The organism is Microbulbifer sp. (assembly GCF_051659245.1).
In the GTDB taxonomy this organism is placed as follows: Bacteria; Pseudomonadota; Gammaproteobacteria; order Pseudomonadales; family Cellvibrionaceae; genus Microbulbifer.
Genome location: NZ_JBOFOC010000085.1, coordinates 41907 through 57153, shown reverse-complemented (window position 1 = coordinate 57153; position 15247 = coordinate 41907). Strand labels below are relative to the sequence as shown.

The 15247-nt window shown below is 56.2% G+C and carries 11 protein-coding genes; 1 reads left to right on the top strand and 10 read right to left on the bottom strand.

Going from position 1 to position 15247, the window contains the following annotated elements:
* Nucleotides 1–3: 3 nt before the first annotated feature.
* From ACRC0P_RS09430 to manD, 10 genes are all read right to left on the bottom strand, one after another.
* On the bottom strand, nucleotides 4–930 hold the full coding sequence (locus tag ACRC0P_RS09430; RefSeq protein WP_438630207.1) for a carbohydrate ABC transporter permease: 927 nt from the start codon (nucleotides 928–930) through the stop codon (nucleotides 4–6).
* A gap of 1 nt (nucleotide 931) precedes the next feature.
* The gene (locus tag ACRC0P_RS09425; RefSeq protein ID WP_438630205.1) at nucleotides 932–1816 is read right to left on the bottom strand and encodes a carbohydrate ABC transporter permease; all 885 of its coding nucleotides are present in this window, start codon (nucleotides 1814–1816) and stop codon (nucleotides 932–934) included.
* A gap of 44 nt (nucleotides 1817–1860) precedes the next feature.
* Nucleotides 1861–3192, bottom strand: coding sequence for an ABC transporter substrate-binding protein (locus ACRC0P_RS09420; protein WP_438630203.1), 1332 nt, complete (start codon nucleotides 3190–3192; stop codon nucleotides 1861–1863).
* A 43-nt stretch (nucleotides 3193–3235) separates the two neighbouring features.
* Nucleotides 3236–4246, bottom strand: a complete 1011-nt coding sequence (locus ACRC0P_RS09415) for a Gfo/Idh/MocA family protein (RefSeq protein ID WP_438630201.1) — start codon at nucleotides 4244–4246, stop codon at nucleotides 3236–3238.
* 116 nt (nucleotides 4247–4362) lie between these two features.
* Entirely contained in the window at nucleotides 4363–5142 is a 780-nt protein-coding gene (locus tag ACRC0P_RS09410) for a ThuA domain-containing protein (RefSeq protein WP_438630199.1), read from the bottom strand.
* Between the two features lie 34 nt (nucleotides 5143–5176).
* Nucleotides 5177–7567, bottom strand: coding sequence for an SMP-30/gluconolactonase/LRE family protein (locus tag ACRC0P_RS09405; RefSeq protein ID WP_438630197.1), 2391 nt, complete (start codon nucleotides 7565–7567; stop codon nucleotides 5177–5179).
* Nucleotides 7568–7581: 14 nt separating this feature from the next.
* The gene (locus ACRC0P_RS09400; protein WP_438630195.1) at nucleotides 7582–8358 is read right to left on the bottom strand and encodes an SDR family oxidoreductase; all 777 of its coding nucleotides are present in this window, start codon (nucleotides 8356–8358) and stop codon (nucleotides 7582–7584) included.
* Between the two features lie 457 nt (nucleotides 8359–8815).
* Nucleotides 8816–9478 (bottom strand): FadR/GntR family transcriptional regulator, encoded by a 663-nt coding sequence (locus ACRC0P_RS09395; RefSeq protein ID WP_438630193.1) that lies wholly within the window; start codon nucleotides 9476–9478, stop codon nucleotides 8816–8818.
* A gap of 558 nt (nucleotides 9479–10036) precedes the next feature.
* Nucleotides 10037–11407, bottom strand: a complete 1371-nt coding sequence (locus ACRC0P_RS09390) for a sugar MFS transporter (RefSeq protein ID WP_438630191.1) — start codon at nucleotides 11405–11407, stop codon at nucleotides 10037–10039.
* Nucleotides 11401–12609 carry a D-mannonate dehydratase ManD gene (gene manD / locus ACRC0P_RS09385; RefSeq protein ID WP_438630189.1) on the bottom strand — a complete coding sequence of 403 codons (1209 nt, stop codon included), beginning with the start codon at nucleotides 12607–12609 and terminating at the stop codon, nucleotides 11401–11403. The genes ACRC0P_RS09390 and manD overlap by 7 nt, the downstream gene beginning before the upstream one ends.
* Nucleotides 12610–12800: 191 nt before the next feature.
* On the opposite strand from manD, the gene ACRC0P_RS09380 reads away from it, so the two are divergent.
* Nucleotides 12801–15134, top strand: a complete 2334-nt coding sequence (locus tag ACRC0P_RS09380; protein ID WP_438630187.1) for a GH92 family glycosyl hydrolase — start codon at nucleotides 12801–12803, stop codon at nucleotides 15132–15134.
* Nucleotides 15135–15247: the final 113 nt, after the last annotated feature.

Sequence of the window (15247 nt, the reverse complement as noted above, 5' to 3'; positions counted from 1 at the left end):
TAATTATCCCTTAACGCCACCGGAAAAGGTTCGCGTTAGGTAACCGCGCGCAAAACTGAATGCCACTACTGCCGGCAAGGTATAGATGACCGCCAGCGCGGTCAGAAAACCGTAGTCGATGGCGTCCACCCGCAGAAACGCCCGAAACAATCCCAAAGGCAGTGTCTGCAGTTCAGGCGACGACGTGAACATCAACGGCATCAGGAAGTCTCCCCAGGCATTGATAAACGCAAACAGGCCGGCGGCGGCCAGCCCTGGCAGCGCCATGGGTATCAACACATGCCTCAGGGTCTGCAGGGTTGTGGCACCGTCGAGAGCCGCCGCCTCTTCATAATCTTCGGGAATGGCGTCAAAAAACGTTTTCATAATCCACAACGCCAGGGGCAGCTGCATGGCCGCAAGCACCAGAACCAGTCCCAGGTAGCCATCGACGAAGGACAATAGGCGGCTCAAAAGCTGCTGATTGGCCGGTTCGGATACCAGCAGGTTAATCGCGTTATTGACCCAGTCGTTCAGTGTCAACATCACCTTGTATACCGGCACAATCAGCGCTGGCGGCGGCACAATCCTGACCAGGATAATGGCGTAGAGCAGTGGCGCCTTCCACCAGGCCTTGGTGCGCGACAGCGCATACCCCCCCAAACCCGCCAGCACCAGTACAATCAGGGTCGCCATACCGACTATGACCACGGAGTTGAAAATCCACAGCGCTCCGCTCTCATTGGTAAACAGGTTCGTGTAATGGGAAAAGGTGATGGTGTCTGGCCACTGTAAAAACTGACCGGCTTTTGGATCAACCGAGGCGAGGATCACCCAGAAAAACGGTATCACGCAATACAGCGCGATAATGCACAATATGCCATAGGCGCGCAGATTGGACTTGCTGCCAATAGTTGATTGGGCAGTGCTGCTCGCAACCAATGTCTGCATTCTAAACCTCCACCTTCAGCGCACGCACATAGAAGTAACCGATCAACATGGAAATCACCAAGCTGACCACCGCAACGGCTGCGCCGTAGCCCAACTGGAACGCCGTGAACGACTGGTTGTAAATATAGATCCCGATAATCTCAGTGGTATTGGCCGGTCCGCCGCGGCTGAGAGTATAAACCAGGCCAAAAATCGCAAAAGTTGTTACCGTGGAGACAAACATGTAAAGAAATATCGTGGGCATCAACATGGGCAGTGTAATGCGGAAAAAGATCTGCCGCTCACTGGCGCCATCGACTCTGGCCGCCTCGTAGATATCTTTGGGGATCGACTCCAGACCGGAGGTCAGCAGGATCATGGCAAATGCGATGCCGCGCCAGGTGTTGACGATAATGATCGCCATCAAGGGGAAGCTGAACAGCCACTGCTGGGGATCGACCCCAAACCAGCCCACAATGCGGTTCAGGGTGCCATACTCGCCGGTGGCGTACATAGACACCCAGATAAAACCCACCACCATTTCCGGCACGGCATTGGGCAATACAATCATGGCATTGAACATCGCCTTAAAACGAATCGGTCGACTCAGCAACAGAGCCGACACCAGCCCAAACAGGAATTGCCCGACAACAGCTGAACCGATCACGAAAATCAGTGTGACTTTCAGCGAGTTCCAAAACAGCGGGTCGGTAAACAGCCGGACAAAGTTGCGCAGCCCGACAAAGGAAGACTCCCGGGCGGCGAATCCCAGCAGGGCTTCATTGGTCAGACTCAGGGAGAAGGCGTAAAATGCGGGAAACACGATCAGCCCCCCCATTAACAGGAGCGCCGGCGACATCAGCAGGCGATAGAAGAGCTGCTTTCTTCTTTTGTAGGACAGAGCCATTTATCAGGACTCCCCGGTAGTGGTCATCAAGTGGGACGAGAAAGTCATTGCGACGCGGTTTCTACCGCCGACTCCCCCATGATATTGCTGACATACTTGAGCAATAACTCCTGCGCGCCGTCGGCGTCCTCCCTTCCTGTCAACAGGCTTTCCGTCGCCCGTGCCACGCCTGCCATCAGCGTGCTGGCGCCGACTGTAGTCTGAACCGCCTTGGCATCCACAAGCGTCCCGTGAGCGGCCGCCAGCAAGCCCATATCGGCAAACTCAGGGTGATCGACAACATCGAGCCGGGCGGGGACGTTGCCCAGCTTTTTGGCATAGGCAAGCGCGGACTCAACGGACCCCAGTTGCAATGCCACCTGGCGGGCCAACTCGGGATAACGGGATTTGGCGTTGACCCCCCAGCTGTATACGAGAGACGACAGCACATACTGTTCGCCGCGAACGCCCGGCATTTTCCAGGTGCCTACGGTGTTTTCCAGGTCCGGGATAGGATTGCGGCTGTTGGGGCCCCAGTCAAAAATCAGGCACCAGGTTCCGCAGGTGGTCATCAGCAGTTGGCCCTTGGGGAACATTTCGTATTTCGGAATCACCCAGGGCTCCGGGTTGAGCAAAGGCCGGATGGGCATCAGCTCTTCATCCACCAGGGATTGATAAAAGTCCAATGCCTCGTAAATGCCTTTCGAGGCAAGGCGGTATTGTCCCTGATTGTTCAGCAGTCGCGGGTCGGAGCTGCCCGCCAGCAGGTAGCGAAACCCCTCGGTGTAGGAGCCCGTTCCCCAGGTCAGTCCCGCTGGAAACAACATGGCGTACCGACCGGTTTTTTGCTTGATCTCCCTGGCCCGGTCCAGCAACTCCGGCCAGTTTCTCGGTTGCTCTGTCGATATCCCGTATTGTTCGAGAATATCCTTTCGATAGTAGAGCTGCTCAACCGTGAGGATGGACGGCACCACATAGGGCACCTGGTTAAATCTGGCTTTGCTCAATGTTTTGGCCAGGGGAACCAGTTGAGCATACCCCTCCCAATCGGCGAAAGCATCCGTCAAATCAGCCAGATAGCCGGCAGCGGCCAGGTCGTCGATCTGCTGATCGCGAGGAACCGTAAACAGGTCCGGCGCGTTGCCCGAGCGCAGCTCCGTGACCAGCTTGGTAAAGTAATCCAGGGCGGGGCTCGGGTACTCGACGATACGGATCTCGATACCGAGGGATGACTCAATCTCGGGCACCAGGCTTCTCAGCGCCTCCAGGCGCACTGCGCGATGCTCAGCGATGCGGATCACATCCCCGGCCGCCCAGGCGTCGATGGGCAGTATACTGGCCAGGAAGCCGATTGTTACCAGGCAGCGCTGCAAATATTGTTTATAATATCTAGTCATGGGCTTATTCTTCAAAACAGCGCGGATTGTTTTAAACAGGTATTCAATCGCAGTTTACCGGCGCACCGCCCGCTGCCGCGGACGCCTTGATCGCATCCCACAATGTGGCCATCTTCAAACCCTGTTCGGCAGGTGAAGGATTCTCAAGTTCACCTGCCCTGACTCTGTTGAAGATATCCATCAGGTTATTGGCCGATTCCTGCTCCTTGCGTTCGATGGCCTTGCCGGGTCGCTCAATCTCCACCCAGCGACCCCAGGCGCAAATTCGCACTATCGCCTCCGAGAAAAACAACTCAATGCGCGACTGGCACACAGGGATGGTTTCGCCCGAAGCGTGCAGGGTAAACAGGGTTCCGTTATCCAGGCGGCCGACAGCCGCGGTGACCGCGTCTACCGGATAATCCCGATGGTCCATCAGCGCGGAAATGGTTTTGAATTCAGCGCCGCAAATCATCGACACTGTGTTCATCAGGTGGGCGCCGGTATCGAACATAAAACCACCGCCGGATATTTTCGAGACCTGCTTCCAATGATTCCGGTACTTGGTGGCCCACTCCTCCCAGATGGTGCCGTTGATACTCACCAACTCACCGTAGGTTTTCTGCGCCACATCTCTTGCCAATTGGTGCACCAGCGGCGAGAGGCCGCCCTGGTAAGCCACGACCAGTTCTTTGCCGCTGGCCTCACGGGCGGTAATGATCTGCCTGGCTTCGTCGACAGTCATGACCATGGGTTTTTCCAGAAGCACGTCCACTTTCGCTTTAAGGGCACTGACGGCCTGCTCCGCGTGGAAAGCGTGGGGGGAAGAAATATAGACGGCGTCGAGAGGCGAGGCGACGCCTTCCGCTGTCAGGTCCTCCAGCATCGCCACCCAGTCCCCGTATAGCGAAGGGCAGGGTTTCCGCTGGATTTCTGCAAGGTCTTTTACCGCTTGCAAGGCCCCCTCACTGAGATCCGCAACAGCGACGATTTCAAGATCCTGTCTTTGAATCCACGTCTCTATGTACTGGCGTGCCTTGATGCCACTGCCGATGACTGCGAGTCTTAGCTTCACGAGTTGGTTTCCTTATTTACAGTGTTCTGGCCGGATTCGGACGACTCTTGCGACCCAGCACTTGTTGGGCACGCAGATCGAAGTTATTGCCGGATGGACGAAGCGCAGCGTGCTCATCAGCGGCGCCTGATCGGCTTTTTAAACAGGGTCTGTCTCGGCGCTCTCTCTACCGGCTCCGCCGGATAGGGTCGCCCCCAGTTTTCCAGGCGCCACCCATCCCCGTGTGCTTGATTGACGTAGCGAATACCATTGGCAATCACGCGGATAATGTTTGGGTCACGGTAGATGGGAAAGGTCTCGTGGCCCGGGCCGAAATAAAAGATTTTGCCTCTCCCCCGCTTGAAGCAACAACCGCTACGCAAGACCTCGCCCCCCTGGTACCAGGATGTAAATACCAGTTCATCGGGCTCGGGAATATCAAAGGGTTCCCCGTACATCTCTGACTTGGGCAGTTCGATATAGGGTGGCAGTCCCTCCGCGATAGGGTGCGAGGGCTGCAAGGCCCAGATCCGCTCACACTCGCCGTGATCGGCTTCCCGCCAGGCAAGGTTACAACTGGTCCCCATCAGGCGCTTGAAGATTTTCGCGTGATGGCCGGAGTGCAGAACGATCAGGCCCATGCCCTGCAGCACCCGCTGCTGAACTTTTTCAACCCTTTCCTCTTGCACCTCACCGTGGTACCTGTGCCCCCACCAGATCAGCACATCTGTATCGTCCAGCAGCGAATCAGTCAGCCCTTGTCCTTCATCGTCCAGGGTGGTAAGCCTCAGTTCAAAGCCGTAAGGGTTCAGTCCATCGACAATACAGCCGCCGATGGTTTCCGGATAAACCTTCTGCACCTCCTCGTCTTCGACTTCGTGGCGGCATTCGTTCCAGACGGTCACTTTAACGGTCATAAAAACTCCTTTAGCAATCCTCCGGGTAACCTTGTCAGGCCGCGCACTTTTCTGAAACACTAAAAATTTTAATCGTGGTCCCAACACCGTTCGCCAAAATATGGCTGAGCCAGTAAGTTACCCGCTCACTGAAATGCCGATTCTCTGCCAGGTCCTCCCCGAAAATATCACTGATAGCCAAATAACCGGCCACCAGGGTATCCACATTAACCAAGCGGCCCGATTTGTCCTCGCTATCCCTGGCTACCCGCTCCAAGCGCCCGGCCATGGGATCCTGCACGTCGATCGGGTCGCCCCGCTGGTCGAAGGCCATCACATAGCGTATCCAGCCGGCGATAGCCAGAGAGAGGTGCTCGATACTGCCGCCACAGGCCAACCGGTCCCGCAGGGTCCCCAGCAGGCGCTGGGGCAATTTCTGCGAACCGTCCATCGCTATCTGGTAAGTCCTGTGTTGCAGGTTGGCATTGGCAAACCGGGTCAGAAGCGCATCCACATAATCATTCAAATCCATGCCTTCCGGAGCGGTCAGCGTCGGGGCAATTTCCTTCTCCATCAGGCCGCGGAGAAAGCGGGCAAATTCCGGGTCGGCCAGCACCTGGTGAACATATTCGTACCCCGCCAGGTATCCGAGATAGGCAAGAGTGGAATGGGTGCCATTTAACAAACGCAGTTTCGCCAGCTCGAAAGGTGCCACGTCTCTGACAAAATTTGCCCCCACCTTATTCCAGTCCGGTCGCCCGGCGGTAAATTCATCTTCGATCACCCACTGGGAGAAAGCTTCCGTCTTTACCAAACCGAGGTCGAGGTAGTCGCAATCCTGTTGCAGTTGCGCAATATCCTCTTCCCGTGTAGCCGGGACGATGCGATCCACCATGGTATTGGGGAAGCTGACATTGGCTTCGATCCAGTCCCCCAGCCCCGCGTCGCGAAGCCGGGCAAATCCGACCACAATCTGTTTCAGGGTGCTACCGTTATTGGGCAAATTGTCGCAACACAGAATAGTCGGTATTGAGGCCCGCGCTGCCCTGCGCCGGCGCAACGCCTCGACGATAAAGCCAATCGCCGTTTCCGGCCTCTCCGGATCCGCCAGGTCATGCACTATCCCCGGATGCCGCTCGTTGAGTAATCCCGAGGCGGGTAGAAGACAATAGCCTTTTTCCGTAATGGTCAGGGAAATGATTTTGCAGCGCTCGCTGACCATGGCCTCCAATACCGCCCCCGGATCTTCCGGCGCCACAAGTACCTGGCTGACGGCACCGATAACATGCCGGTTAATCGACTCACCGTCCATTTCCACCAGGGTATAAAGCCCGTTCTGGGGGTTCAGCTGATCGCGCACGCCGGCGCTGCGCAAGGAAACACCAATGATTTTCCAATCGCCCCCCTGCTGCGCCATTAGCTTGTCGGTGTAAGCTGCTTCATGGGCGCGATGAAAGGCGCCAATTCCCAAGTGAACAATCCCGTAATCCAGGGAGTCCCGCGAATATGTCAGTCCATTCTTTTCGCCGGCGAGGCCAGCATTTAAACGTACCTGCTGTTTCATAATAAAAGCCGATTCGGGCAATCCGGGCACCTCGCACTTAATCGCAAAGAGCGCACCCGCGTAGGGTTGTTTGAGCAAAGCTTCTTCGGTTTGATCCTTGCGCGCCGATGTCACATACAAGGTCTTCAGGTCTTCGCCACCGAACATGCAACTTGTCGGACAGGCAACCGGCATCTCCACAATGCGATCAATGCTCCCGTCCGGGGCATAGCGTACGACCCGCCACCCCATCCACTGGGCATTCCAGAGATAGCCCTCGGCGTCCACGGTTGAGCCATCGGGAATTATGTGCGTTCCCTTGAGGGTAAAAAAAACCCGTTTATTGGAAATTTCACCCTTAGCATTGTCGAAATCGTAGGCGAACATGGTTTGCTCGACAGAGTCCGCGGAATAGAATGTTTTGCGGTCCGGACTCCAGGCAAAGGTATTCGGGTTACCGATATTACCGCTGATTTTTTGCAGTTGCCCAGCCCCGTCCATGCATCCGTTAAGCCGGTATAGGGAGCCGCTTACGGCCTGTTCCAGATCATCGGTGGTGCCAAACCAGAAACGTCCGTTCGGGTCCGTCTTACCGTCGTTGGGGCGGTTGTCGGGAAGCTCCTGCTCGTAGCACAGCAGTTCAGTCGAGGTGCCGGTTGCCACATCAAACCGATACAAACCACCCCGGCAGGCCAGCAGCAACCGGCCCGGCATATCCGTGGTAGTGACAGCCGCAACCGCCATGCCGATAGACCACTCTTTGACGTGGCCATCGCAGGGAGAGAATCTAAACAGCAGCTCTTTTTTGATATCCACCCAATAAAGCACCTGCTCCCGGGCACACCATAGCGGCCCCTCCCCCAGCTCGTTGTGCAGGTTGGCCACCACTTCAACGTCTGCCATCACCACTGTCCGCCTCAGGCTTGGTTGATTTTGTTGCGGCCGATAACCGGGTATTGCTCCACTTCGTAAACCTGCCCATTAATAGGTGCAGATCTTTCCGATAACCAAAAGATAACGTGTGGGGCAATGTGTTCGGGTTTCAAAATGGAGCCGGAAGGCGCAAACACCGCTGGGACTTGATCCAGCCAGTTTTCCGGACGCCCTTCCCCGACCTGGATCTTGTGCTCGTTTTCAGTCAGGGTCCAGCCCACGTTCAACTGGTTAATGCGGATCTTTTCCGGCCCCAGGGCGTCGCCCAGGTTCCGCGTCATAGTCTGCATCGCCCCTTTTGACATGGAATACACCAGAATATTGTCCTGCCCGCAATGGGCATTGATAGAACCGATATTGACAATGGACCCGCCCCGATTCCGGGCGCGGAAATGACTGATCACCTGCTGGCACATCAGCAGCGGCGCCCGCGCGTTGATGGCCATGATGCGGTCGAATGCCTCAACCGTTAAACCTTCCAGCGTATTTCTGGTCATCACCGCCGCATTGTTAACCAGGCAGTCGACGGAGCCAAAGCGCTCAATCGCAAATTCAACGATCCTCGCGGGGGACTCGGGGTCGGCCAAATCCGCGGCAATAAAGGCCGCACGCTCACCCAGCGTCTCGGATTTCTGCCTCAAGGCGTCTTCATTGGTGCCGTGCAGCAGCACATTGGCCCCTTCCGCATAAATGGCTTCAGCGATACTCCAGCCTATGCCGGTGGATGAGCCCGTAACAATCACGTTTTTATCGACAAGCATCTCAGTTTCTCCATTGTTCGCTCGCGAGAGCGCCTGTTCATACAGGCCTGGGCTTACGGAGGCAAGGCTAATTGGCCTGACCACCAAACCAAATTGCATCTGTTGACGCACACTATCACAGAAGGTATTTCAGTGAAAGCAGTCTCCGAAACTGCGAAATTGTGCCTCAAAGCCCTGTGATTCCCGTGTCGGTCATCGACCAACTGGAAAATGCCACCCTACTGGCCACGGCGCTGTATATAGGCGACTTGCCGGCGAGATCGCCTTGCGCGCCCCACTGCCCTGGAGGCCATTGGCGCTATCCGGGAAGCGCTGCCCGGGGCGAACATGTGCTGTGTGGGTGGCTCGCGGATGATGGCGAAGGAGTTTGTGAAAAATGGAAACTGGCAGGAAATTGAGAAGTTGACCCGCACTGCCGCCACTTTGCGCAACGGCCTCAGCGGCAGATGTATCGGCGTCAGGAGGCGTTCTGTTCCATCGTCGCGACCAATGCGGCGATAGTGTTGCGCAGGTGAGCACGCATGGCCAAGCGGGCTCCCTCAGGGTCCCGGGCTCGCATGGCCTCAAGTATGTCGTAATGCTCTTTCAGCGAGGGATGGCTACCCGCTTTGCGCACGCGCTCATGGAATATATTGGTAATACCCGAGCTTTGGCGCAGCTCCCAAAGCCAATGCACTATCGAGGCAAGGGCACTGTTGCCGCAACCATCGGCAATAATACAGTGAAATTCCCGGTCGGCCTGTTCCACCTTCTCCGCGAAGCCTTCCAGGGAGGCCATGCGCTCATAGGCGCCCTCCAACTTGTCGAGCATTTCGCGGGAGAGCTGGGTCGCCGCCATGGAAGCGGCTTCACTTTCCACCAGCATGCGCGCCTCGAGTATCTCAAAAGGCCCCAGACCTACATCACTGATTTCCGGATTGGGCAGCTGCTTCAATACATATACCCCGGAGCCTGTGCGAATTTCCACAATGCCATTCAATTCCAGCGCAATCATGGCCTCGCGAATGGTGGGACGGCTAACACCGAACCTAGTGGCCAGGTCGCGCTCCGAGGGCAGGCGCTCGCCCACTTTGACATCGCCTCGGGCGATCAAGCGGGACAACTGATCAGCGACTTCCATGTATAAACGTCGAAGCTTTACCGCTTCTATTTCCATAGCGCACCACTCCTTAAAACACACTTTAGGACACTGCTTACATGCCGGCACTCAGGCACACCAGTGTAGCGTTAAATTATTGGTGGAACGTAACTACTTAGCTCATCGGGATCGGGACCCGGGAAAGCGTCGTAGGTTGGGCCGAGCTTCGCGAAGCCCTGCGGTCTGGGGGAGTTGGACTTCGCTGCGCTCACTCCAACCTACGCCTCACCCCTCGGGAATAGAGCACCCCTGGCTTCTCTTACTAACAACATGGCCAGCAGTTACGGTGGAACTTATAGATAGGCCCAAACCCGCATAGCTACAGGGTTTCACATGGTTCCACTCAGGGTGCACAGTGCACTAGCAGGGTGCACAGTGCACTAGCAGGGTGCACAGTGCACTAGCAGGGTGCAACAAATTGCACTAGGGCAACCAGCCAAGCAGTCTAGGGGCCTAGCCAAAATTATGGCAGCCCCGGCACAAGGGGTCAAGATACAGGGGACCGGACAGTATGGCACCAAGGCGAGATAAATAGCTTCATCATGCGCCACTAGCACCCATTTTAAATGCGGTCACGGTCTTTCCATCCTGCCCCCAAATCGCGTACCAACCGATATAGACATAACAGAGGGCTGGTACGATAAAGCTCAGTTGCACACCGATAAGATCGGCCACAGCGCCCTGGATAACCGGCAGTATGGCACCACCAACAATCGCCTGGCACAGCAGTCCGGAGCCGCGACCGGTCAACGAGCCCAGGCCCCTGATGGCCAGGGAAAAGATTGTGGGGAACATAATGGAGTTGAAAAATCCCACCGCCAGTATCGACCACATGGCGATGTGACCGGAGCTCATCACACTCACCAGAATCAGACAGATGGAGAGCAGGGCGTTAAAGCCCAGGACATAAAACGGCGCGATACGCCGGGTGATAACGGCGCCGACAAATCGCCCCACCATCGCCGCGCCCCAGTAGTAAGATACCATGTGTCCCGCTTCCGCTTCCGCCATGCCGGCGATATCGGGCTGAGCGAAATAATTCACCAGGAAACTGCCAATGGTGACTTCCGCCCCGACATAGAGAAAAATGCCCAGCGCACCCAGCACCAGGGGTTTATGGTTCCAGATGGAATCCCGGGCAGATTCGGCAGTGCTTTGTTCCACATGGGAAACCACGGGTAACCTGAGAAAGAAAAAGACAATCGCGGTCGAAACCATAACGCCCGCCAGCAATAAATAGGGCAACTGCACGGCCTTGGCCGACGCGGTGCCGGATTCGGCAGTCACTGCCAAAATCAGGATCGCGCCAAACATGGGGGCCAGCGTGTGTCCCAGGGAGTTGATGGCCTGCGCCAGAATCAAGCGACTGGCGGCGGTACGCTCGGGGCCCAAAATGGACACATAAGGGTTGGCGGAAACCTGGAGCATGGCAACGCCCGCAGCCAGAATAAACAGCCCGGCCAGAAACGCGGGGTAGGCCTCCAGTTCCGCCGCGGGGTAGAACAGGCCGCAACCAGTGGCGATTGTCAGCAGACCGATGATAATCCCGCGCTTGTAACCCATCAGTTCCAGCAGCTTGCCGGCAAAAGGTGACACCAAAAAGTAGGCGCCAAAAAAGCAGAACTGCACCAGCATCGCCTGGGTGTAACTCAAATCAAAAGCGGCTTTGAGGTGCGGAATAAGAATATCGTTAAGTGCGGTAATAAAGCCCCAGATAAAAAACAGACTCGTCATCACACCAAAGGCAAACTGGTGGTTGGCACCGCCTGGAGCACCCACTTCCGCACTACCACTACTGTGCATACCCATATCTCTACCTGTTATTAAGTTATTATTAGCGCTGAACGCCGCCGACCCCGATTTCCACCGCGGAACTTTTAGCCATGATTCTATCGCCGGCCCAATTACCAATTGAACATGGAGCCATCTTCAAGCCGGTTGACCGGCAAGAAGGCGCGCTGATAGGGGTACTTTTTCGCCAACTCCTCATTGAGGTCCACACCGTGCCCAGGCGCTTCACCGGCGATCAGACAGCCATCCTTGAACTCATAGTCATGGGGGAAGACTTCGTCGGTCTCGGGCGTATGACGCATATATTCCTGAATGCCGAAGTTGGGCACCCAGGTATCAAAGTGCACCGCAGCCCCCAGGGTGATGGGGCTCAAGTCGGTGGCGCCGTGGAAACCGGTCTTCACATGGTAGAGCTCCGCCAACTGCGCAATGCGGCGCACATGGGTAATCCCCCCGGCGTGAACAATGGTGCTGCGAATATAGTCGATCAACTGCTCGGTAATCAGCTGCTGGCAATCGTGTATGGAGGAGAACACCTCGCCCACGGCCAGCGGCGTCGTGGTATGCTGGCGAACCAGCCGAAAGCCCTCCTGCAGTTCCGCCGGCACCGTGTCTTCCAGCCAGAACAGGCGATAGGGCTCCAGCTCCTTACCAAGGCGACCCGCTTCAATGGGCGTCAGGCGGTGGTGAACATCGTGCAACAGGTGGTGGTCATAGCCGTAGCTGTCACGCAGGGTATCAAACAGCTTGGGGACATGGTTCAGGTACTTCTGTGTCGACCAGAGGTTCTCGGAGGGCAGGTCCGCGTCGGCGGGCTCGTAAAACATCTTGTCCCTGGAGACGCCGTAGGTACTGGGCAGCCCCGGGACACCGCTCTGGGCGCGAATGGCCTTGTAGCCCATTTCGATATAACGGCCCACCTCGTCGACAGTTTCGGCCGTGTCGCCACCATTGGCATGACCGTAAACCATCACTCCGTCACGGCTCTTGCCCCCCAATAATTGGTAAAGTGGCATACCGGCGGCCTTGCCTTTGATATCCCATAAAGCCACGTCCACCGCGGCGATGGCAGTCATACCCACAGGCCCGCGGCGCCAGTAGGCCCCCCGGTACAGGTACTGCCAGATATCCTCGATCTGGCCGGCGTCGCGGCCGATCAGGCAGGGCACCACATGATCCTGGAGATAGCTGGCAACGGCCAGTTCGCGCCCGTTGAGGGTGGCATCACCGATACCGTAGAGCCCTTCGTCGGTCTCTATCTTGAGAGTGACAAAATTACGTCCCGGGCAGGTGATAACTACCTTGGCATCTACGATTTTCAATAGTCTACTCCTTCTGGTTCATGAGACTCTGGTGCCGCCAGGAAATGCTTGCACTGACAAATGGCTTCTGCTTAAATTGGTCAGACCCTTGTACCAAACAGTAACTGGTCTATCCAATTAAATCAAGGGATGTTTAACCTGAAATCGGGAGTCTCCCTGAAATGCGCGTTCTAGGCTTGGTGTTGTTCAGCTTGTTGACCACCTTCACTTTGTTCACCACTTCCACAGTGATGGCCAAGGAACGACCAGTCGACCTGGTTTACCCCCACCTGGATACCGCCAACAGCCGCTGGTTTTTCTTTGACTCCGCCTCCCGCCCCTTCGGCATGGTCAACCTGAATCCGGATACGGAAATCGGCGGTGCCTGGGGCAGCGGCTATCGCTATCACTCTGACACCATCAAAGGCTTCAGCCATGTCCATGCCTGGCAGCTGTCCGGGCTGTCCGTTATGCCGGTGGTGTCAAGCCTGCCAACATCAGAGTTAAAGGGCGATTACTACTCCCCTTTTAACCACGATACCGAAGAAGTCCGCCCCGGCTACCACAAGGTACTGCTGGAGCGAAGCAATATCGGGGTAGAACTGACCGCAACCACGCGGGTGGGCTTTCACAAATACACCTTTCCCGCAGGCAAAACCCCCAAAATATTGTTTAAGCTCAGCGGTAAACTGGGACCGGTGGAGTTTACCGATGCGCACCTGGAGCAGATCGATGCACACCGTTTTTCGGGCTATGTGACTAACGGCGCAACCATCCGGCGCCCCAAAGAAACACCGGTGTTTTTCCATGTCGAACTCAATCAACCCGTTGCTTACCTATCCGCCTGGAAAGGTGAAAACGTGGTTGAACAGGCGGAGAAAGTCAGCGGCCGGAATACCGGTGCTGTATTGACCCTCGAAAAAACCAACAAGCCTGTCATGATGAAAGTAGGTATTTCCTACACCAGCGCGGAAAACGCCAGGAAAAACCTTGAGACCGAACTCGCCCATTGGGAATTTGATCGCACGGTCAAGGATGCCACCGAAGAGTGGAACCGGTGGTTATCCAAAATCACCGTCACGGGCGGCTCCCTGAAGCAGCGCAGGCGCTTTTACACCGACCTCTGGCACGCCCTGCAGGGGCGGCGCATTATCAGCGATGTGGACGGTCACTATTCGGATCAAACCGGCGACAAGAGAGTCGTCAAACAGCTGCCGAAAAAAAAGAACGGAGACCGTTTTAATCATTACAATTCCGATTCGTTTTGGGGCGCTCAGTGGACCATCAGCACCCTCTGGCCCTTGGCATACCCCAGGGTTGCGTCGGATTTCAGCCACAGCTTGCTGCAGTATTATCGCGACGGCGGTATGATTCCCCGGGGTCCGTCGGGGGGTAACTATACCTACGTGATGACTGGCGCCTCCTCAACCCCCTTTATGGTGTCCAATTGGATGAAGGGCATTCGGGATATCGATATCGACGAAGTCTATACGGGTCTTAAACGGAACCATTCCATTGACGGCATCATGGCCCGCGCCGGTTACGAGCATTACTCCACCGTCGGTGGCGGCATGAAGTATTATCTGGAGAGAGGTTACATACCCTATCCCATTCCCGAAGAGGCCGACCACAGCAACGGCGACCTCTTTCACTGGAAAGGTGCCGGGCAAACGATAGAGTATTCCTTCCAGGACAACGCCCTCTCCCAACTGGCAAAGTCTCTCGGCCATGACGACGATGCCGCCTATTTTTTCGAGCGTTCTCGAAACTATAGAAACTTGTATGACGCTTCCAGCGGTTTTATGCGCCCGAAGGAACTCGACGGCAGCTGGCGCAAAAACTACGATCCCTACGACTACGATAAGGGCTTTGTGGAGTCCAACGCATCCCAGATGACCTGGTTTGCCACGCACGACCTGGACGGCTTGGCTGAATTGATGGGCGGCAAGCAGGCACTGGTCGACAAACTCGACAACGCTTTCAAAGAAGCGTCGAAACAGAGTTTCACAGCTGGCAGCGCCCACAAGTACGAAAAGGACAAGCGCTACAGCCGGGTTCCGATTAACTACGGCAATCAACCCAGTATGCAGACAGCCTTCATTTTTTCAGCGGCCGGCGCCCCCTGGAAAACCCAGTACTGGTCACGGGAAGTGGTCAATCACGTCTTCTCCGGCCTTAGCCCCGATACCGGCTACAACGGCGATGAAGACCAGGGTTTGATGGGCTCACTGGCAGTGCTGATGAAGATAGGTTTATTCCAACTGACAGGGGGCACCGAACCCGACCCCGTGTACTGGATAGGCAGCCCGCTTTTTGACGAGATTAGCATCGAACTGGATAGCCAGTATTACCCGGGCAACCGGTTTACAATCAAAACCGTCAACAATTCAGACAAAAACCGCTATGTCCTGTCCCTGCGGCTGAACGGCAAGCCCCTTTCCAGAACTTACCTGCGCCACAGTGAAATTATCCGGGGTGGCGAGTTGATTCTGAACATGGGGCCCGAACCGCACAATGGTACTGAGTTAAGCGGAACCCCCCTGTAGGAAGCCTGCTTGCAGGAGTGCGGGCAGCAAGCTTCCGGTTGCCATCCATGGCGAGGCGAAGGCACATTCGATCAGGCCCCGGCCCCGCCATCCATGGCGGGTCGCCAAGCCGC

Coding starts and splice junctions, on each gene's coding strand:
- ACRC0P_RS09430 (WP_438630207.1), bottom strand. CDS start 930: ATGCAGACATTGGTTGCGAGCAGCACTGCCCAATCAACTATTGGCAGC.
- ACRC0P_RS09395 (WP_438630193.1), bottom strand. CDS start 9,478: ATGGAAGTCGCTGATCAGTTGTCCCGCTTGATCGCCCGAGGCGATGTC.
- ACRC0P_RS09410 (WP_438630199.1), bottom strand. CDS start 5,142: ATGACCGTTAAAGTGACCGTCTGGAACGAATGCCGCCACGAAGTCGAA.
- ACRC0P_RS09405 (WP_438630197.1), bottom strand. CDS start 7,567: ATGGCAGACGTTGAAGTGGTGGCCAACCTGCACAACGAGCTGGGGGAG.
- ACRC0P_RS09400 (WP_438630195.1), bottom strand. CDS start 8,358: ATGCTTGTCGATAAAAACGTGATTGTTACGGGCTCATCCACCGGCATA.
- ACRC0P_RS09420 (WP_438630203.1), bottom strand. CDS start 3,192: ATGACTAGATATTATAAACAATATTTGCAGCGCTGCCTGGTAACAATC.
- ACRC0P_RS09425 (WP_438630205.1), bottom strand. CDS start 1,816: ATGGCTCTGTCCTACAAAAGAAGAAAGCAGCTCTTCTATCGCCTGCTG.